Annotated in this window: 20 protein-coding genes and 1 tRNA gene; 9 read left to right on the top strand and 12 right to left on the bottom strand. The window is 67.5% G+C overall.

Features of this window, described 5'->3' with window-relative positions:
* The first annotated feature begins 40 nt into the window (after positions 1-40).
* Genes A5790_RS17405 through A5790_RS17395 form a run of 3 tightly spaced genes read left to right on the top strand, consistent with a single transcriptional unit; the run spans position 41 to position 2,209 of the window.
* Positions 41-778 carry an Asp/Glu racemase gene (locus A5790_RS17405; protein WP_197696819.1) on the top strand — a complete coding sequence of 246 codons (738 nt, stop codon included), beginning with the start codon at positions 41-43 and terminating at the stop codon, positions 776-778.
* A gap of 55 nt (positions 779-833) precedes the next feature.
* Entirely contained in the window at positions 834-1,553 is a 720-nt protein-coding gene (locus A5790_RS17400) for a maleate cis-trans isomerase (protein WP_197696818.1), read from the top strand.
* Complete coding sequence (locus A5790_RS17395) at positions 1,550-2,209, top strand: GntR family transcriptional regulator (RefSeq protein WP_066846845.1); 660 nt, start codon at positions 1,550-1,552, stop codon at positions 2,207-2,209. The genes A5790_RS17400 and A5790_RS17395 overlap by 4 nt, the downstream gene beginning before the upstream one ends.
* Before the next feature lie 3 nt (positions 2,210-2,212).
* On the opposite strand, the gene A5790_RS17390 is transcribed toward A5790_RS17395, so the two are convergent.
* Positions 2,213-3,673 carry an NAD-dependent succinate-semialdehyde dehydrogenase gene (locus A5790_RS17390; protein WP_231987822.1) on the bottom strand — a complete coding sequence of 487 codons (1,461 nt, stop codon included), beginning with the start codon at positions 3,671-3,673 and terminating at the stop codon, positions 2,213-2,215.
* 57 nt (positions 3,674-3,730) lie between these two features.
* Here A5790_RS17390 and A5790_RS17385 point away from each other — a divergent pair, with 57 nt between their 5' ends.
* Complete coding sequence (locus tag A5790_RS17385) at positions 3,731-5,011, top strand: aspartate aminotransferase family protein (RefSeq protein WP_066846837.1); 1,281 nt, start codon at positions 3,731-3,733, stop codon at positions 5,009-5,011.
* Between the two features lies 1 nt (position 5,012).
* On the opposite strand, the gene A5790_RS17380 is transcribed toward A5790_RS17385, so the two are convergent.
* Complete coding sequence (locus A5790_RS17380) at positions 5,013-6,335, bottom strand: MFS transporter (protein ID WP_231987836.1); 1,323 nt, start codon at positions 6,333-6,335, stop codon at positions 5,013-5,015.
* A gap of 267 nt (positions 6,336-6,602) precedes the next feature.
* Between A5790_RS17380 and gluQRS the strand changes: the two genes are divergently transcribed.
* Positions 6,603-7,472, top strand: a complete 870-nt coding sequence (gluQRS, locus tag A5790_RS17375; protein ID WP_066846827.1) for a tRNA glutamyl-Q(34) synthetase GluQRS — start codon at positions 6,603-6,605, stop codon at positions 7,470-7,472.
* 85 nt (positions 7,473-7,557) lie between these two features.
* Here the strand turns inward: gluQRS and A5790_RS17370 are convergent, their stop codons facing one another.
* From A5790_RS17370 to tgt, 3 genes are all read right to left on the bottom strand, one after another.
* On the bottom strand, positions 7,558-8,874 hold the full coding sequence (locus tag A5790_RS17370; RefSeq protein ID WP_066846823.1) for an acetyl-CoA hydrolase/transferase family protein: 1,317 nt from the start codon (positions 8,872-8,874) through the stop codon (positions 7,558-7,560).
* 78 nt (positions 8,875-8,952) lie between these two features.
* Positions 8,953-10,158 (bottom strand): saccharopine dehydrogenase family protein, encoded by a 1,206-nt coding sequence (locus A5790_RS17365; protein ID WP_066846820.1) that lies wholly within the window; start codon positions 10,156-10,158, stop codon positions 8,953-8,955.
* A gap of 88 nt (positions 10,159-10,246) precedes the next feature.
* Complete coding sequence (gene tgt, locus A5790_RS17360) at positions 10,247-11,524, bottom strand: tRNA guanosine(34) transglycosylase Tgt (protein ID WP_066846817.1); 1,278 nt, start codon at positions 11,522-11,524, stop codon at positions 10,247-10,249.
* Between the two features lie 17 nt (positions 11,525-11,541).
* Between tgt and A5790_RS17355 the strand changes: the two genes are divergently transcribed.
* Positions 11,542-11,991, top strand: coding sequence for a lipoprotein LpqH (locus tag A5790_RS17355; RefSeq protein ID WP_066846815.1), 450 nt, complete (start codon positions 11,542-11,544; stop codon positions 11,989-11,991).
* A gap of 119 nt (positions 11,992-12,110) precedes the next feature.
* On the top strand, positions 12,111-12,575 hold the full coding sequence (locus A5790_RS17350) for a lipoprotein LpqH (RefSeq protein WP_066846813.1): 465 nt from the start codon (positions 12,111-12,113) through the stop codon (positions 12,573-12,575).
* A gap of 56 nt (positions 12,576-12,631) precedes the next feature.
* On the opposite strand, the gene A5790_RS17345 is transcribed toward A5790_RS17350, so the two are convergent.
* Positions 12,632-12,970: a DUF732 domain-containing protein gene (locus A5790_RS17345; protein WP_064418474.1), complete on the bottom strand. Its 339-nt coding sequence runs from the start codon at positions 12,968-12,970 to the stop codon at positions 12,632-12,634.
* A gap of 57 nt (positions 12,971-13,027) precedes the next feature.
* Between A5790_RS17345 and A5790_RS17340 the strand changes: the two genes are divergently transcribed.
* Both A5790_RS17340 and A5790_RS17335 read left to right on the top strand, forming a co-directional pair.
* On the top strand, positions 13,028-13,399 hold the full coding sequence (locus A5790_RS17340; RefSeq protein WP_066846812.1) for a hypothetical protein: 372 nt from the start codon (positions 13,028-13,030) through the stop codon (positions 13,397-13,399).
* A gap of 88 nt (positions 13,400-13,487) precedes the next feature.
* Complete coding sequence (locus A5790_RS17335) at positions 13,488-13,982, top strand: ATP-binding protein (RefSeq protein WP_369829790.1); 495 nt, start codon at positions 13,488-13,490, stop codon at positions 13,980-13,982.
* On the opposite strand, the gene A5790_RS17330 is transcribed toward A5790_RS17335, so the two are convergent.
* The 6 genes from A5790_RS17330 to A5790_RS17305 form a co-directional block, all read right to left on the bottom strand.
* Entirely contained in the window at positions 13,955-14,395 is a 441-nt protein-coding gene (locus A5790_RS17330) for a response regulator (RefSeq protein WP_064394836.1), read from the bottom strand. The genes A5790_RS17335 and A5790_RS17330 overlap by 28 nt on opposite strands.
* Positions 14,392-15,963 carry an ATP-binding protein gene (locus A5790_RS17325; protein WP_066846801.1) on the bottom strand — a complete coding sequence of 524 codons (1,572 nt, stop codon included), beginning with the start codon at positions 15,961-15,963 and terminating at the stop codon, positions 14,392-14,394. The genes A5790_RS17330 and A5790_RS17325 overlap by 4 nt, the downstream gene beginning before the upstream one ends.
* Positions 15,960-17,171 carry a PP2C family protein-serine/threonine phosphatase gene (locus A5790_RS17320; RefSeq protein ID WP_156656435.1) on the bottom strand — a complete coding sequence of 404 codons (1,212 nt, stop codon included), beginning with the start codon at positions 17,169-17,171 and terminating at the stop codon, positions 15,960-15,962. The genes A5790_RS17325 and A5790_RS17320 overlap by 4 nt, the downstream gene beginning before the upstream one ends.
* Positions 17,172-17,255: 84 nt before the next feature.
* Positions 17,256-17,346: transfer RNA gene (locus A5790_RS17315), tRNA-Ser, on the bottom strand.
* Between the two features lie 136 nt (positions 17,347-17,482).
* Positions 17,483-17,941, bottom strand: a complete 459-nt coding sequence (locus tag A5790_RS17310; protein WP_156616870.1) for a nucleoside deaminase — start codon at positions 17,939-17,941, stop codon at positions 17,483-17,485.
* Positions 17,941-18,462, bottom strand: coding sequence for a tRNA adenosine deaminase-associated protein (locus A5790_RS17305; RefSeq protein WP_066846795.1), 522 nt, complete (start codon positions 18,460-18,462; stop codon positions 17,941-17,943). The genes A5790_RS17310 and A5790_RS17305 overlap by 1 nt, the downstream gene beginning before the upstream one ends.
* Between the last annotated feature and the right edge of the window lie 27 nt (positions 18,463-18,489).

Here is an 18,489-nt window from a genome sequence, read left to right as displayed (position 1 = left end):
ATCTGTTGCTGGTTTGGTCATCTGGCCTCACACTGTGCAAATGAGGATCGGGGAATTGGTGCCGCCCCCACCATTGCAGCAGGTAGGCATAGGCGTCGTAACACCATATGATTTCGCGCTCGACCGGGAACTCTGGCGTTGGGTGCCCGACGACGTCAGCCTGTACGTGACCCGGCTCAGATACGCCCCCCTGCCGGTGACCGTCGACATGGCGGTGCACATCTCCGACCCCGAACACGTGATCGCGGGCGCGGCGAACGTGCTGGCGGTCTCTCCGATCGTCACCGCGTACGCGTGCACCGCGGGCAGCTTTGTCAAGGGGATGGCCGGAGAAGCCGCGCTGGTCGCGGCGATGCGGGCAGCCGGCGCCCCAGCCGCGGTGACCACCAGCGGCTCGATGCTCGAGGCGCTGCGACACCTCGGCGCCGGGCGTGTCGCGACCGTCACCCCGTACACCTCGGACCTGACGATCGGGTTGACGAGCTATCTGATGGAGGCCGGTATCGAGGTCGTGGCCACTTCGGGACTGGGTCTGACCTCGCAGATCTGGTCGGTGCCGTATGCGCGGACCGCCGACTTGGTCCGCGCCACCGACGTCGCGGACGCCGAGGCCATCGTCATCAGTTGCACGAACCTGCCGACCTACGACCTGATCGCCGATCTCGAGGCCGAATTGCAGAAACCGGTGGTCACGGCCAACCAGGTGACGATGTGGGCGGCGCTGCGCATGGCCGGGCGCAAGGGCGTGGGAGCGGGTCAGCGCCTGTTCGAGGCGTAGTTGCCGATGTGCCGGTTGCTAACATTGTCGACAATCTGCCGATCGAAAGGGCGTCATGGCGACCGTAGGACTGCTCTATCCGGGGCATAGCGCCGAGGACGACTTCCCCGCGCTCGAGGGCAGGGTCGACGGTGCGCTGCGCCTGCCCGTGGCCATCACCTCCGTCGGTGAGGACGCCCACCGCGTCGACGCGTTGCTGGATCTCGGAGGCGACGAGCGCCTGGCCGATGGTGTGCGCCAGCTCGCCGGCGCACGCCCGCAGGCGGTGATGTGGGCGTGCACGTCGGGCAGCTTCGTGTTCGGCCCCGAGGGGGCCCGCCAACAAGCCGCGAAAGTCGCTGCCGCTGCGGGTGTTCCGGCGTCGTCCACCTCGATCGCGTTCGTCGACGCGCTGCGCCACCTCGGCATCGAGCGCGTCGCGATCGCAGCGTCGTACCCGCACGACGTCGCCGAGCACTTCGTGCGGTTCCTGGCCGCCGACGGCATCGAGGTGGTGGCGATGGGCAGCCACGGCATCATCACCGCCGCCGAAGTCGGCACGCTGGAGCCGCAGCGGGTGGGACAGATGGTCACCGCTGCCGATCACCCGGACGCGCAAGCGGTGTTGGTTCCCGACACCGCGATGCACACGCTGGCGATCATCGACCGCCTCGAGGCCGCGGTCGGCAAACCAGTGCTGACCGCCAATCAGGTGACGGTGTGGAAGGGCCTGCAACTCGCCGGTGCAGTGCCTGCGATCGCGGGCCTGGGCCGGCTGTTCGAGGAGCGGCTGTGACCGAGTTCCTGGCGCCGGTGGAGCAGGAATCGACGCCGAGCATCGTCGCCGACAAGCTGCGGCAGGCCATCGCGCACGGTGAGCTCGCCCCGGGCACCCAGCTGATCGAAGCCGACCTGGCCCGCAAGCTCGGCGTCAGCCGCGGACCGCTGCGCGAGGGGATGCAGCGGTTGACGCAGGAGGGTCTGCTGATCGCCATCCGCAACCGCGGGGTATTCGTGATCGACATGACGCCCGAGGTGGCCTCCGACATGTACCTCGCGCGCGAGGCGATCGAACGCGCCGCGACCCGCCGAATCCTGCAGGGCGACTACGCGTCTGCCGGCGACGAGCTGCTGGCGATCGTCGAGGAGATGGCCGCGGCCGCCGACGTCGAGGAGGGCAGCGAGGCCGACATACGGTTCCACGAGCGCCTTGTCGAACTCGCGGGCAGCGAGCGGCTGTCGCGGATGCACCAGACGTATCTCGTGGAGACGCGAATGTGTGTGCACGCGCTGGCGGACACCTACGACAACCCCAACGATCGGATTGCCGAGCACCATGCGCTGGCCAGCGCTATCCGGGCCGGCGACGTGCAGCTGTCCGACAAGCTGCTGATCGCGCACATGGAGGATGCGGTCGACCGGCTGGTCGTGCGGGTCTCGCGCGGCATTTGAGCCTCACGCCAGGGCGATGCCGACGTACTTGGTCTCCAGGAACTCGTCGATGCCCACCGAACCGCCTTCGCGGCCCAGGCCGGACTGCTTGACGCCGCCGAACGGAGCGGCGGGGTTGGACACCACGCCCTGATTCAGGCCGACCATGCCGGTCTCCAACGCCTCGGCGACCCGCAGCGCCCGGCGCAGATCGTTGGTGAAAACGTAAGCCACCAAGCCGTATTCGGTGTCGTTGGCGGCGGCAACGACGTCGTCCTCGGTTTCGAACGGCGTCAGCGGCGCGACCGGGCCGAAGATCTCCTCGCCTGACATCCTCGCGTCGCGCGGGACGCCGGTCAGCACGGTCGGCGAGTAGAAGTAGCCGTCACCCGAAACCGCTGTGCCGCCGGTCAACACACGGGCACCGCGGCCCACCGCGTCGTCGACCAGGTCCTGCACCTTGTGCAGTGCGGCGTCGTCGACCAGCGGGCCGACGTTGACCCCCTCCTCGGTGCCCCGGCCCACGCGCAGCGCCGCCATCCGCTCGGCCAACCGACGCCCGAACTCGTCGATCACCGACGCGTGCACGAAGATTCGGTTCGCCGCCGTGCACGCTTCTCCCATGTTGCGCATCTTGGCCGCCATCGCCCCGTCGACCGCCTCGTCGAGATCGGCGTCGGCGAACACGATGAACGGTGCGTTGCCACCGAGTTCCATCGAAGTCCGCAACACCTTCTCTGCGCACTGCTCGAGCAGAATCCGGCCCACCCTCGTCGACCCGGTGAACGACAGCTTGCGCGCCAGCCCCGAGCGGATCAGCGGTTCGGTCACCGCGTTCGCGTCCATCGCGGTGATGCAGTTGACGGCGCCGGCAGGCACACCCGCTTCGTCGAGGATGCCCATCAGCGCCAACATCGTGAGCGGGGTCTGGTGTGCCGGTTTGATCACACTGGTGCAACCGGCGGCGATCGCCGGTCCCAGCTTGCGGGTACCCATCGCCATCGGGAAGTTCCACGGGGTGATCAGCAGACAGGGCCCGACGGGCTGACGGGCGATCAGGAAACGCGCACCACCCGATGGCGCGGTCTGATAGCCGCCGTCGATCCGGGTGGCCTCTTCGGCGAAGTGGCGGAAAAATTCGGCGGCGTAGGTGATTTCACCTCGAGCCTCGGCAAGGGGTTTGCCCATCTCCAGCGTCATCAACAACGCCAGGTCGTCGACGCGGGCGTGCAGTAACTCGAAGGCGGCCATCAACATGTCGGCGCGGGCCCGCGGCGGGGTCGCCGCGAACTCGCGCTGGGCCGCGACCGCCGCATCAAGTGCCGCACGCGCATCGGCGGGCGTGGCGTCGGCGACCGCGCACAGCGTGTGCCCCGTCGCCGGGTCCACGACGTCGAAGGTGCGCCCTCCGCTCGCATCGATCCGCTTGCCGTCGACGAACAGTCGCTTGTCCACCGTCTCGATCACGTGCCGTTCGCGATCCACCACGCCTCCCTGCGTCGGATTGTTGACAATCTACAGTGCACCGCTGACGATCATGGCATGAACTCGGCCTCCGAAGCCCCGCAGCTCTCCTCAATCCTTCGACAGGCGACCGGCGTCGTCGCCGCCCGCGGCGAAGGGGTGCTGCTCTACGACGAACACGACCGCTCCTACCTCGACTTCACCGCCGGCATCGGGGTGACCAGCACCGGACATTGTCATCCGCGGGTGGTGGAGGCCGCCCAGCGCCAGGTCGCCACGCTGATCCACGGGCAGTACACGACGGTCATGCACCGCCCGCTGCTCACCTTGGTGGAACGGCTGGGAGAGGTGCTGCCGACCGGGCTCGACCGGTTGTTCTTCGCCAACTCCGGAAGCGAGGCGGTGGAAGCCGCGCTGCGACTGTCCCGTCAGGCCACCGGCCGGCCGAACGTGATCGTCTTCCACGGCGGGTTCCACGGTCGCACCGTCGCGGCGGCCTCGATGACCACCTCCGGCACCAAGTTCCGCTCCGGCTTCGCGCCGTTGATGGCCGGAGTTCACGTTGCGCCGTTTCCGGACCCCGGCCACTTCGGCTGGCCGGTCGAGCAGGCCACCGATTTCGCTCTGGCACAACTGGATTACCTGCTGCAGACGATCAGCGCACCCGCCGATACCGCCGCGTTCTTCGTCGAACCCGTGCTCGGCGAGGGCGGCTACGTGCCCGCCAATGAGCGCTTCTTCGCCGGGTTGCGCGAGCGCGCCGACGCTCACGGCATCCTGCTGGTCGTCGACGAGGTGCAGACCGGCTTCGGGCGCACCGGCCGGTTCTGGGGCAGTCAGCACTTCTTCGGCGATTCTCAAGTGCGTGCGGACATCCTGATCACCGCGAAGGGCCTCGCGTCGGGCTTCCCGCTGTCGGGCATCGCGGCGCCGGCGGCGTTGATGGAGCGGGCGTGGCCGGGTTCCCAAGGCGGTACCTACGGCGCCAACGCGGTGGCGTGCGCGGCGGCCGTGGCAACGCTCGACGTGATCGCCGACGAGCGACTGGTCGACAACGCCGCCGAACGCGGAGCGCAGTTGCGTGAGGCCTTGCAAACGGTTGGCGACAAGTTCGACGCGATCACCGACGTGCGCGGTCTCGGGCTGATGCTCGGTGCCGAATTCCGGGACGCCGCAGGAAGACCCGACGGTGCGACGGCACTGGCCGTGCAGCAGGAGGCCGCTAGGCGCGGCCTGCTGCTGTTGACCTGCGGCGCCTGGGGACAGGTCGTCAGGTTCATCCCCGCGCTCGTCGTGACCGCCGGGCAGATCGACGAGGCGGCGGGCGTCTGGTCCGACGCGGTCAACGCCGTCCTGTGACTCAGCGACTGGGCTCGAGCTCGTAGTCCAGTTGCGGCGGCGCTTCCGGCGTGCCGGGTATCTCGGTGCCGTTGATCGGGCATCGCGCCGTCTCGGGAAGCTTTGTCAGGGCGATCGCGCCGACAATGCAGGCACCCATCATGTAGTACGCAGGCACGAGGTTGTCGCCCGTCACACCGATCAACCAATCGTTGACCGCCGGGGCCGTGCCGCCGAAGAGCGCCGTCGACACGTTGTAGGCGATCGCGAAACCGGCGTAGCGCACCTGTGTCGGGAACATCGCCGGGAACGTCGCCGAGATGGTCGCCAACTGCGGGACGTAGAGCAACCCCAACACGGCAAAGCCGATGACGGCGCCGATCACCCCGGTCGACATCAGCATGAACATCGGAATGCCCGCGATGAACAACCCGATCAAGGAGATCCACCAGACGGGCTTGCGCCCGAACCGGTCCGACGCCAGGCCCGCGAAAGGCAGGAAGATCATCATCGACAGCATCCCGATGATCGGCACGACCAACGACATGTCGGTGGACAGGCCGATCGACTGCTCGAGATAGGTGGGCATGTAGGTGAGCAGCGTGTAGTTGACGACATTGAGCGCCACTACCAGACCGCCGAGGCGCAGGATCGGTCCCCCGTACTGGGCGAGGAGGTCCTTGAATTCGGCGCCGATGTTTTGTTCCTGTCTGCCAGTTTGCTCCAGTTCCTTGAACACCGGCGTCTCGTCGAGCCGGGTGCGCAGGTACAACCCGATCAGACCGAGGGGAGCGGCGATCAGGAACGGCAGCCGCCACCCCCACACATTCATCGGGTCGTCGGACAGGATCAGCGAGAACCCGAGCATCAGCAGCGCGCCCGTCGAGAAGCCGGCCAGGGTGCCGAACTCGAGGAAGCTGCCCATCACGCCGCGACGGCGGGCCGGAGCGTATTCGGCCATGAACGTGGCGGCGCCGCCGTACTCTCCGCCCGTCGAGAAGCCCTGGATCATCCGCAGGATCACCATCAGCACCGGCGCCCAGATCCCGATCGTGGCGTAGGTCGGCACAAGACCCACGCACAGCGTCGCGCCGGCCATCACCAGGATCGTGATGGCCAGGATGCGACGCCGCCCGAGGCGGTCGCCCAGTGGTCCCCAGACGAAACCGCCGAGCGGACGGACCAGGAAGGACACGGCGAACGTCATCAGTGCCAACAGCGTCGCGGTCGCCCCGTCACCCGGGAAGATGGCCGTCGAGATGTAGGAGACCCCATAGGCGTAGAGCCCGTAGTCGAACCATTCGGTGTAGTTGCCGACGGCCGAGGCCGCGATCGCTTTCTTCACTTCACCCGAGGAGGGTGCGTCCTTGTCGGTTTCGTCCTGCGGGCTGGTGGAACCATCGGGGTCCACGTGCGGCCTCCTAGCGTCCGTCGGGCACGACCCTGGGACGCCTGCACGGCGAGCGCCGGCGATGGGCCGTGTTTCTCGGTGCACAGGCAAACTACCAGCGCACGGCGGGGGATACCCGCTTTGCACGAAAGATGACCGGCGTGAAGGGAGTCCGAGGGTGACACACCCCAGCGGCGGACGCCCGCCGGTTAGATTGCGATCATGACCGCCGGCAGGTTCGCCCCGAGCCCCTCGGCGGACCTGCACATCGGAAACCTGCGCACCGCGATCCTGGCGTGGTTGTTCGCCCGCTCGACCGGCCGTCGCTTCGTCATGCGCGTCGACGACCTCGACGACCGCACGTTCGACGACGTAGGGCGGCGCCAACTTTCCGATTTGGCGGCGATCGGGTTGACGTGGGACGTCCTGGAGTGGCAGTCCGAACACCGCTCGCGTTACGACGACGCGATCGCAGGATTGGAAGGCCGCGGCCTGCTCTACGAATGCTATTGCAGCCGAAGGGATATCGCGCAGGCTCCGCGCGCGCCGCATGCGCCGCAGGGGGCCTACCCGGGCACATGCCGCGACCTCACCGACGCCCAGCGCGCGACGCGACGCGCCGAGACAAGGCGCCCGCCCGCGCTGCGGTTGCGCACCGACGCGATCGTGCACACCGTCCACGACGTGCTGCACGGCGCCTACACCGGCATCGTCGACGACTTCGTGGTGCGCCGCGGTGACGGGGTGCCGGCCTACAACCTCGCGGTCGTGGTCGACGACGCGGCCCAGGGTGTCGACCAGGTGGTGCGGGGGGACGACCTGCTGCCCTCGTCACCTCGGCAGGCGTACCTGGCGCGGATGCTCGGTTACGCCGAACCGGTGTACGCCCACGTTGCACTGGTGCTCAACGAGGACGGCGCCCGGTTGGCCAAACGCGACGGGGCGGTGACGCTGGCCGAGATCGGCGTACCGCGGGCGCTCGCCCAGATCAGCGAGTCGCTGGGCTGGCGAGCTCGCGACGTCGAGGGCATGCTCGCCGAGTTCGATCCGGCCGCGCTTCCGCGCACACCGTGGATCTATCGGCCCGACTAGATCCTGTGCGAGCGACCGCTTTTGGTACGCCGCCGTGCGGCGTGTCGGGGACAGACACGGTCGCTCGCGGGAGGGGGGAAGGGCATCAGACGACAGGCGAGCATCCCTTGGACGCACGTTCGGCTGCCGCGAGAAGGCCGTCGCGGAACTGCGGATGCGCGATCGCGGCGAGCGCCTCACCGCGTTCGCGGACGGTCGCGCCCTCCAGCTCCGCGGCGCCGTACTCGGTGACGATCACGTCGACATGGTGTCGCGGCGTGGTGATCACCGCGCCAGGCCCGAACCACGGCACGATCCGCGAATGCAGTTTCCCGTTCTTCTCATACGTCGAGGGCAGACAGATCAGCGAGCGGTCGGACAACTCGAGACCGGCGCCTGCGACGAAATCCTCTGCGCCGCCGACACCGCTGAACTGGTTGCCGTCGATGGTGTCGGCGACGACCTGGCCGCCGATGTCGATCGCGAGCGCGCCGTTGATGGACACCATCTCGTGGTTGGCGGCGATCACCTCGGGTGCGTTGACGATCTCCACCGGCAGGAACGCGACGTCGTGATTGCCGTCGAGCCAGGTGTACAGATCCGCCGAGCCGAACGCGAACGTCGTCACGCTCACACCGTCGTAGATGCCCTTGCCGGTGTTGGTGACCTTTCCCGCACGATGCAGTTGCATACAGCCGTCGGTGAACATCTCGCTGTGCAAACCGTATTCGCCGCCGTCGCCCTCGGCCAGCAGCGCCGCGATCTGGCTAGGGATCGAACCGATTCCGGTCTGCAACGTCGCGCCGGGCCGGATGAAGGCGACGGCGTGCCGCGCGATCGCGACATCGGCCTCGGTGGGGGCCGCGCCCGGAAGTGCGAGCGGCGCGTCGGCCGAGTGCACGAGGATGTCGATCTCGTCGACGTGCAGCGCATGCCGGTGCTCGTCGCCGAGTCCGAACGTGCGCGGGTAGGCCTCGGATGCCTCGACGATCAGTATGCGATCGGGATCGGCTCCGGCGCGGTGCAATTCGTTGACCGTACCGCCGGCGTGCAGGGCCAGCGAGCACCAGCCGTCGGCGTCCGGCGGTGTGGCGACGGTCGTCATCACACGCGGAGACTGGCGTTCGAGCAGCGGGCCGAAGCGGCGAAAGTCGGCCGGCGCGAACTCGACATCGGCGCCCGAGTCCCGCAGGGCGCGTTCGAGCGGACCGTAGAAACCCGACAGATAGCGCACGCCGGGGCGGGTGAACAGTTCGGTGCCGACGGCGAGCAGTGCACCGTAGACACAAAGGTTCGTCCAGTCGTCGCGTTCACCCAGCGCGCGCAGGAACGCCGGCGGTTGGCCCGGACCGAGCGGTATGCCCAAGGTGTCGTCGGTCGCAAGTCGCGCGGCGGCCTGCTCGGCGGTGAGCTCGATCGGCATGGCGAGAACCTACCGCGCCGAGTGTGGGATCGACACACGCCCACCGGCCTCGACGCGTGCGGGTAACCCACGTTCGCGCTACAACTCGTGCTGGCCCCACGGTGAGCCGTAGGCCGTCAACAGATCCAGGAACGGCACCGCATCGAAGGCCTCAGGGCCGAGAACACCGCTGCCGCTCCAGGTGCCGTTGGCCAGAAGCTCAAGCGCGACAACCGGATTGATCGCCGTCTGCCAGACCACGCACTGATGTCCGTATTCGGTCATCGACCATTCGTTGTCGACGACGTGGTACAGGTAGGTCGAGCGGGGGTTACCGTCCTTGCCGGTTCCCGTCACCCACAGCCCGGCGCAGGTCTTTCCACGCATCTTCGGCCCAAGGGCGGCGGGATTGGGCAGGCATGCGGCCACCACGTCGCGGGGGCTCACCTCGACGCCGCCGACCGTCACCTTCTCGGTGCGGTCGAGCCCGAGCTTGTGCAGCGTTTTGAGGACGTCGATGAATTCGTTTCCGAGCCCGTACTTGAACGTTGCGCGTTTGCATTTGACCCAGCGCGGCATCAACAGCACCTCCTCGTGCTCGACGTTCACGCACTCGACCGGACCGATGCCGTCGGGAAAGTCGAAAACCTCTGGCTCGCTGAAGGGTTCGGTGGTGAACCACCCCCTGTCGGCCTCCCAGATCACCGGCGGGTTGAGGCACTCCTCGATGGTGGTCCAGATCGAGAACGACGGGGCGAAGTCGTAACCGTCGACGGTGAGGTTCGACCCGTCGCGGGTACCGAGTTCGTCGATCTCGGCGAACAGGTGATCAGCGGCGTAGCGCGCGAACACATCCGACAGCCCGGGCTCGACACCGATGCCCACCAACGCCAGCCGACCGGCGTCGCGCCAGCGCTCCTCGGCGGCGAACTGCTCGTCGCCCAGCTTGACCCCGGTGAGCGCGTAGGGCTGCTCGGGGTGGCGCCGCGACAGGCTCATCGCCATGTCGAGGTAGTCGGCGCCGCCGGTCAGCGCGCCGTCGAAGATCGGCATCACGAATCGCGGGTCGACCGCGTTCATCACATGGGTGATCCCGTGGGTGCGGACCAGGTCGGCGACGGCGTCGGCGGAGGTGGCGTCGACCCGCGCGGAGACGAACCGCGCATCGCCCGCCGCGTCGGCGGCGTGCTTGGCCCGGTCCTCGTCGTAGTCGGCGACCACGAGCGTGTCGAAGAAGTCGCGCCGCGTCGCGATCGAGCAGAACGCCGCGCCCACACCGCCGGCGCCGATCAGCAGAATGCGCATGCGCTGGACGCTATCCCGCCGAGTGTGGCGTTGATGCACGCTCCGACGCCCGACAGCGTGCGGGTAACCCACGTTCGCGCCAGAAGTGTCAGCGCGTTCGGGTCGCGTAATACCGGCCGAGCACGTCGGCGCGCAGCTCGTCGAAGTCACCCGTTTCGATGGCCGCGCGGATGCGGTCGACCAGCCGCACCACGAACCGCTCGTTGTGGATGGTGCACAGCGTCGCCGACAGGATCTCCTTGGCCTTGAACAGGTGGTGGATGTAGGCCTTGGTGTAGTGGGCGCAGGTATAGCAGTCGCAGTCGGCGTCGATGGGGGTGAGGTCCCGGCGGAACCGAGCGTTGGTGATGTTGAAGCGGCCGGTTGTCGAGTACACGGCGGCGTTGCGGGCGACCCGCGACGGAGACACACAGTCGAACGTGTCGGCGCCCGCGGCGATCGCGTCGAACAGATCGTCGGGCTCGCTGATGCCCAGCAGGTGGCGGGGCTTGTCGGCGGGTAGTTCGTCGACCACCCATCCGACAATCGTGGCGAGGTTCTGTTTTTCCAGGGCGCCGCCGATGCCGTAGCCGTCGAATTCGAGGCCCTCGGCGGGCCCGGCCTGTGCGCCGATCGTGACCAGACCGCGGGTGGCCTGTCTGCGCAGGTCCTCGTACTGGGCGCCCTGCACGACCCCGAACAACGCCTGCCCGGGCTTGTCCGGACGCGCCTCGTGCTGCCGCCGGTGCTCGGCCAGACAGCGCACCGCCCAGTCATGCGTCCGCTGCACCGACCGCTCCTGGTATCCGCGGGTGTTGACCAGCGTGGTCAGCTCGTCGAAAGCGAAGATGATGTCCGCGCCGAGCTGATGTTGGATCCGGATCGACACCTCGGGGGTGAACCGGTGGGTGGACCCGTCCAGATGCGACCGGAACGTCACCCCGTCATCGTCGACGTTGGCCAGTCGCTCCTTGCCTTCGGCGATGATGTCGTCGGCCTGGACGCGCTCGGCGTCCATCGCCAGCACTTTGCGAAAGCCCGCGCCTAGCGACAACACCTGAAAGCCGCCGCTGTCGGTGAACGTCGGGCCCGGCCAGTTCATGAACGCCGACAATCCCCCGGCTTCATCGACGATGTCCGGGCCGGGCTGCAGGTACAGGTGATAGGCGTTCGCCAGAAGAGCCTGCGCACCAAGTTCTTTCATGGCTTCGGGCAGCACCGCCTTGACGGTCGCCTGCGTGCCGACGGGAATGAACGCCGGGGTGCGGATCTCACCGTGCGGGGTGCGGATGACGCCGGTGCGGCCGGCCCGGCCGGGCAGTTGCGCCGTCACGCTGAAGAACGGGGCCGACGACTCTTTCGGAGCGGGAGATTTCGGCACGGCCACGCCGTAGATTCTGCACTGTGAGAAATCGGTGGATGCCGACGTGCTGTGCCGCGGCGATCGTGCTGATGTCGGCCGCATGTTCGAGCAGTCCCGACGATTACACACCGCCGAAGGGCGAACTGGTCGCGGGCACGGCGCAGGTCTCGGTCAACGGCAACGACGAGGGTACGACCGACGCGGTGCAGTGCGACACGACGGGATACCTCACCACCATCACCACGGGCGACGAGACGTCCGGACTCACCGCGATGGTGTCGAACCAGGAAGCCCTGACCGTCGAGTCGGTCAGGATCAACAACATCGGCGGATTCACCGGCAGCTACACGGCCGGGGTGGGCGCGTCCGAGACTGCCGAGGTTTCCATGACGGGCCGGACCTACGACATCTCCGGTGAAGCCGACGGCTTCGACACCGACAACCCCAGCTTCCGGGCCGACGGCACTTTCAGCATCCAGGTGTCCTGCTGAGCAGGCGCTGGAGCGGATGATCGATTTTTGCCAGAAACGCTGTCGGCCGGTTTCCCGCGAACCCATACTGCTTTCGGATGATCCGATCTTGACGGGTCACACACATAAAGGAGAACAGGGTGAAGCGTGGGTTACTGGTCGCCGTCGGCAGCGCGGCGATCGTCATCGCAGGTCTATCCGGCTGTTCCTCGGGTGAGAAGAAGTCTGAAACCTCGGGTGAGACATCGACCGCCGCTTCGGCCGAGGGCAAGACCACCGTCACGATCGACGGTCAGGATCAGGCCGTCCAGGGCACCGTCGTGTGCAGCGACATGGGCGGGAACACCAACATCGCGATCGGCGACGCCACTACCGGCATCGGCGCCGTCGTCAGCTCCGGCGACGAACCGACGGTGCAGTCGGTCGGCCTGGGCAACGTCAACGGCGTGACGCTGGGCTACCAGAGTGGAGCCGGCCAGGGCGAGGCCAAGGCCGAGAAGGACGGCAAGACGTACAAGATCAGCGGCACCGCCACGGGCGTCGACATGGCCAACCCGTTGCAGCCGGTCAACAAGCCCTTCGAGATCGAAGTCACCTGCCCGTAGGGCAGATCATCGAGCGTGAGAGAAGGCGGCGTCCCGACAAGGGGCGCCGCCGCTTTTCATCCGGTGTAGCCGGCGGCCGATTGGCGCAACTGCCAGATCTGCGCCGGGCACAGCTCGTTGACCGCCTGGTTGATCAGGTAGGCGCCCTGATACTTGTCGGTCGTGTGGAAGTCGGCGGTCACCTGGTCCACCAGCTGGCCGTAGCTCATCTTGCCCGCCACCCGGTCGCAGATCGTCCTGCCGTAGCCGATGGCGGCGTCGGCGTTGGGGAAGTTGTATCCCGGACGCACGTGCACGTTGACCAGATACGCGACCGCATCGGCGTTGGCCGTCGGAGCGGAGATCAACGCAGCCGCGCCCGCGGCGGCGACCAGGGTAACCATCACCGGCTTCATGGCTTAAGAGCCTATTCCGTGTCCACCGTCGATGCGGGGCACTTAGGCTAGCCACCTATGAGGCTCATGGCTGCAGCTGCGCTCGCGTGCGGATTCGTCGCCGCACCGCTGATGACCGCCGCGAATGCGCCGGCGTCCCCCGGCTACTGCGACGGCGCCGACTGTGTTCCCTACGTCGACCGGAGCGCGGTGGAGGGTACGCACTGCGTGCAGAACACCCGCTACAACTTCGGGATCGACGCCTCGGGCAACACGCTGGCGTGCAACTCGCGCAGCACCTGGGTCTCGTCGCCACCGCTGGTCGGCATCCGCACCAACCGTCTGCCGTGTGGGGATGCGACCGGAGTGGCCCAGACCCCCGACGGCATCCCGCTGAGCTGCAAACAGGGTGCGTGGACACCCGACTATCAGGTGATCTTCTACGGCTGACGGCCATCGGTGCGCGCGGCGCGCTCGCCTTTCGTCGTCCTCGTGTGTGATCTGCGCCTCGCTATTGTTTTGAGACCCAAGCGTATGCGTGACATACGTGAGGAATCGGGGCAAGCGGGGTACAACCACGGGCGTGGTAATCGATGTGCGTCTGCGGCCGGCAGACCCTCTGAGGATCGAGGTTCCGGCCACCGCGGATCGACTGGCACAGATTCGCCGCAGTTTGGTCGGGTGGATGGAACCGATCGGCGTGCCCGACGACGTGAGCGCCGACATCGTGCTCGCGGTCAACGAGGCCGCCACCAACTGCGTCGAGCATGCTTACCAGGACTCCCCCGAGGGAGAGATGGTGGTCGAGGCGACTGTCGAGGACGCGCGGATCGTGGTCTGTGTTTCAGATCACGGGCAGTGGCGGACCCCGAGCACGGAGCCGACGACCCGCGGGCGCGGCCTTCCGATCATCCGCGCGGTCGGCAACGGTGTGGAGGTCATGAAATCGACGTCGGGCACGACCGTGCGCATCGACTTCGACGTGACCGACGACGAACGCGGCGGTCAGGAATTGGGCAGTCGAACCACCTGAACGAAGAACTCGTCGATCTGGCGGACGGCGTTCATGAACTGATCGAGATCGACGGGCTTGGTGACATACGCGTTGGCGTGCAGTTTGTAGCTGCGCAGGATGTCTTCCTCCGCCGATGATGTGGTGAGCACCACCACGGGGATATGGCTGAGCTCGGCGTCGGACTTGATCTGCTCGAGCAACTGCCTGCCGTCGTATTTCGGCAGGTTCAGGTCGAGCAGGATCAGGTCGGGCCGCGGCGCGTCGGCGTACTTGCCTCGGCGGTAGAGGAAGTCGAGTCCCTCCTCGCCGTCGTGCGCGACGTGCAAGGTGTTCTTGATCTTGTTGTGCTCGAATGCTTCTCGGGTGATCAGCTCGTCACCCGGGTCGTCCTCGACGAGCAGCACGTCGATCGCCCGGCCGTCCAGTGTCATACAGTTGATCCTTCCATTTCGGCCGCGACGGGCTCGTCGACGACGCAGGGAATGGTGAAGCGGAACCTGGTGCCCTCGGTGTGGCCGGTGTCGATCCAGATGTTACCGCCGTGGTGCTCGACGATCTTCTTGCACAGCGCCAGGCCGATACCCGTTCCGGTGTAGACCTCACGGCCGTGCAGGCGCTGGAAGATCACGAAGACCTTCTCGGCGAACTCCTCGGGAATGCCGATCCCGTTGTCGGTGACGGTGAAAAGCCACGCGCCCTCGCGGGTGCCCTCGCCGACGGTGCAGTCGATGACGATCCGCGGCGCGGCGTCGGGCCGGCGGAACTTCACCGCATTGCCGATCAGGTTCTGCCACAGCATCGTCAACAGCGTCGGGTCGCCCTTGACGGTAGGCAGCGGCTCTCCGGTGCGCACCACCTCCGCACCGGATTCCTCGATCGAGGCCGACACGTTGTCGATCGCGTCGGCCAGCACGGCATCGAGGTCGACGTCGGCTTCGGTCGAGCCGAGCCTGCCGACGCGGGAGAAGGTGAGCAGGTCGTTGATCAGCACCTGCATGCGTTTGGCGCCGTCGACGGCGAAGCGGATGTACTCGACGCCGCGCTCGTCGAGCTTGTCGCCGTAGCGCTTCTCGATCAGCTGGCAGAACGAGGCCACCTTGCGTAGCGGCTCCTGCAGGTCGTGTGAAGCCACATAGGCGAACTGTTCGAGTTCGGCGTTAGACCGTTGCAGTTCCAGGGCTTGGTCGCCGAGTTGCTCTTTGGCCGACCGTGAGGCGGCCAGCTCGTCGACGATGCGTTGGCGCATGTCCTCCACATCCGCAGCGATCGCCTGAATGTCACGCGGGCCGCGCACCGCGATCTTCTCGTCGAAGTTCCCCTCGGTGATCCTGCGGCACGAGGCGGCGAGCTGCTCGAGGGGGCGGGTGACGGCCTTGCGCACCAGGACCGCCAGCACGATGCCGGCGACGAAGAACGCCACGAGGATCGCGATCAACAGGGTGTCTCGCCAGGTCTGCACGGCGGCGAGCTCGTCGACCGCATCCTGACGGGCCTGTGACAGGTCGCGGTTCTGGGTGTTGAAGAGCACGCGCAGGGCGTCGAACCCTTGTTTGCCCCGCTCGGCGGTGGCGGCGTCCAGAACCTTCGGCATCCCGGGTGTCACCGAGGCAATCAGCGGGTCCGCGTACGTCGAGCGCCACTCGGCCGCGGCCTTCTCGATCGCTTCCAGGTCGCCGATGAGCTTCTCCCGGTGGCCGATTCCGTCGCGGATCTGCCGCGCCGCCTCATTTTCGACCTGCTGACCCTCGAAGTAGGGGTCGAGGAATTGGAGATCGGCGGCGATCGCGTAACCGCGCACAGCGGTCTCCTGGTCGCGAAGGGCCGCCTGCAACTGATACGCCGCCACCCGGGCGGGTTGGATACCGAGGTTCAGCTCGCGCGAGACCTCGTCGGTCCGGTTCAACAGCAGCGCACCCACGATCGCGCCGGCGATGACCACCACGCCCATCAGGGACAGCACGAGGTTCTGCCACCCCTGGACGGTGAGGCGACCCCTCATCCGGTGATCGTCCGCTCCACCCGCACCACCGCGATGTCGTCGCTGATACCGCCCACCGACTGCGCGCGGCGCTCCACGTCGTCGATCAGGGCGGTGACGAACTCGCGACCGGGCAGGTGCGCGTAGCCCCTGGCGACTTCGAGCAGGCCCGCCTCGCCGAGGCGTTCGGTTCCGCGACCGGAGCGACCCTCGAACAAGCCATCGGTCAACAGCACCAAGCCGTACCCTGGGGGCAGTTCAAAAAGGTTCAGCGGCCACTCGAGTCCGTACAGGCCGAGCGCCGGGCCGACCTCCGGTTCCAGCCACTCCACGGTGTTGTCCCCGTGCAGCAGCATGCCGGGATGACCGGCGGACACGACGTTGAAGCTGAGGTTGTCGGTGGACATCGCAACGCTGAGCACCGTCGCAAAGATGCTCGACCCCGGGCGTTCGGTGCTCAAAATCCGTTCCAACTGGCGCATGCGTTCGTTGCCGCGCAAGCCGGCGAACGTCAGTGCGCGCCAGCCGATCCTCAACGCCACGCCCAGCGCGGCCTCGTCGGGTCCGTGGCCGGCCACGTCACCGACCATGACGTGCAGGGTGCGGTCGGGGGTCTGCACGAAGTCGTAGAAGTCGCCGCCGAGCAGTGCGTGCTGACGACTGGGGCGGTACTCGGCGACGATGTCGATTCCGGGTTGATCGAGGAGCAGCGGGGACGGCAGCAGGCCACGCTCGAGGCGGGCGTTCTCCATCGCGCGCAGCTCGCTGGCGTGCAGTTCCACCGACGTCAGCTCGGCGCGTTTGCGTTCCACGGCGTAGAGCAGGGCGCGGCGCAGCGTCTCCGGTTCGACGCGACCCTTGACGAGGTAGTCCTGGGCGCCGGCAGCGACGGCCGAGATGCCGAAGTGCTCGTCGTTGAGACCGGTCAACACGACGATCGGCATGGTGATGTCGCGCCTGGCGACGCGGTCGAGGGCCTTGATGCCGTCGGCGTCCGGAAGGTTCAGATCCAGCAGCACGCAGTCCGGGCGGGAATCCTCCAGATGCTGTTCGGCATCCTCCATGGACGGCGCCCACACGACGTTGATGTTGGAGTCGGCGTCGGCGATCAACTCCTCGACCAGGATGGCGTCGCCGCGGTCGTCCTCGACGAGCAGCACCGAGAACGGGCGCAGCCCAGCACCACCCCCGGCCGAGGCCCAGGGGTCCTGGTCATGAAGCGCGCGCATATACCAATTCTCTCGGGTTGGTCACCGCGGTCGCCTCGACCTCTGCTTCAGTGACGGATTCTGACAATAGTGCCTGAATCGTTGTGGCGGTGGCGGAGGGATTTGAACCCTCGGACGGGGGTTACCCGTCACACGCTTTCGAGGCGTGCTCCTTAGGCCGCTCGGACACGCCACCGTGTGGCAGCTTACCGGGCGCACACCGGTCTACTCCAATCACTGTCGGGCAGTTGTTTCTGTTCGCGAGAGCTACACCAGGGTCGTGAACCACGGGCCGACCGCGACCCTGGTGTACGTCTCGCGAGACACAGGCGTCAACGCTGCCGGGAGAAGAACGCCTCCAGCGGCGCCGCGCATTCGTCGGCCAGCACGCCGCCGCGCACCTGTGGTCGGTGGGTCAGCCGCCGGTCGCGCACCACATCCCACAGCGACCCGACGGCCCCGGTCTTGGGCTCCCAGGCGCCGAACACGACCCGCGCCACGCGCGCCATCACCAGCGCGCCCGCGCACATCGTGCAGGGTTCGACGGTGACCGCCAGCGTGGTGCCCTCCAACCGCCAGCCGTCGCCGAGCACCGCCGCGGCGGCCCGGATCGCGAGGATCTCGGCGTGCGCGGTGGGATCGCCGAGGGCTTCGCGCTCATTGGCGGCGCGCGCCAACTCGGTGCCGTCGGCTGAGACGACGACCGCCCCGATCGGCACGTCGCGCGGACCGGCGCTACGTGCAGCTTCGAGGGCGGCGCGGATCAGTGCCTCGTCGTCGGGCTGCGCGATCACCGGCCCATACGGTCGAGTACTGCCGACAACTTGTCGGCGAAGCCCATCTCGCGCGCGATCCGGCCCAGCTGTTCGTCGGCGTAGAGGTCGGACTCGTCGAGGATGACGCCGAGCACGGCCTCGGGCAGGCCGATGTCCGAGAGCAGACCCAGGTCGCCCTCCTCGAACGGTTCGGCCTCCTCGAGCTCCTCGGGCTCGATGTCGGCGTCGAGCATCTCCAAGGCTTCGGCGGCGATGTCGTAGTCCAGGGCGGCGGTGGCATCCGACAGGAACAGCCGCGCGCCAGAGGGGGCGGGGCGCACGATGACGAAGAACTCGTCGTCGATGTCCAGCAGCCCGAACACCGCTCCCGCGCTGCGGATTTCGCGTAGTTCCCGCTCGGCGTCGGTGAGGCTGGTCAGGGCCGCTTCGCGCATCGGCGCGCATCGCCACTTGCCGTCCTCACGGACGACAGCAACGCCGAAGCCGTCGGGAGTGTCCGTGGACTGCTCCCGCGCCTGTGCACGCTGTGCTCCCATGTCGGCCTACGGTAGTCGTCGACCATG

The organism is Mycobacterium sp. 852002-51152_SCH6134967 (assembly GCF_001667105.1).
Taxonomy (GTDB): Bacteria; Actinomycetota; Actinomycetes; order Mycobacteriales; family Mycobacteriaceae; genus Mycobacterium; species Mycobacterium neumannii_A.
The sequence above is the reverse complement of the archived record's forward strand: the minus strand, read 5'-3'. Positions and strand labels throughout refer to the sequence as shown.

Bases quoted from the DNA above. Each gene is read 5' to 3' on its own strand.
- A5790_RS17405 (WP_197696819.1), top strand. From the start codon at position 41: ATGAGGATCGGGGAATTGGTGCCGCCCCCACCATTGCAGCAGGTAGGC.
- A5790_RS17400 (WP_197696818.1), top strand. From the start codon at position 834: ATGGCGACCGTAGGACTGCTCTATCCGGGGCATAGCGCCGAGGACGAC.
- A5790_RS17385 (WP_066846837.1), top strand. From the start codon at position 3,731: ATGAACTCGGCCTCCGAAGCCCCGCAGCTCTCCTCAATCCTTCGACAG.
- gluQRS (WP_066846827.1), top strand. From the start codon at position 6,603: ATGACCGCCGGCAGGTTCGCCCCGAGCCCCTCGGCGGACCTGCACATC.
- A5790_RS17370 (WP_066846823.1), bottom strand. From the start codon at position 8,874: ATGCCGATCGAGCTCACCGCCGAGCAGGCCGCCGCGCGACTTGCGACC.
- A5790_RS17365 (WP_066846820.1), bottom strand. From the start codon at position 10,158: ATGCGCATTCTGCTGATCGGCGCCGGCGGTGTGGGCGCGGCGTTCTGC.
- A5790_RS17345 (WP_064418474.1), bottom strand. From the start codon at position 12,970: ATGAAGCCGGTGATGGTTACCCTGGTCGCCGCCGCGGGCGCGGCTGCG.
- A5790_RS17340 (WP_066846812.1), top strand. From the start codon at position 13,028: ATGAGGCTCATGGCTGCAGCTGCGCTCGCGTGCGGATTCGTCGCCGCA.
- A5790_RS17330 (WP_064394836.1), bottom strand. From the start codon at position 14,395: ATGACACTGGACGGCCGGGCGATCGACGTGCTGCTCGTCGAGGACGAC.
- A5790_RS17325 (WP_066846801.1), bottom strand. From the start codon at position 15,963: ATGAGGGGTCGCCTCACCGTCCAGGGGTGGCAGAACCTCGTGCTGTCC.
- A5790_RS17320 (WP_156656435.1), bottom strand. From the start codon at position 17,171: ATGCGCGCGCTTCATGACCAGGACCCCTGGGCCTCGGCCGGGGGTGGT.
- A5790_RS17305 (WP_066846795.1), bottom strand. From the start codon at position 18,462: ATGGGAGCACAGCGTGCACAGGCGCGGGAGCAGTCCACGGACACTCCC.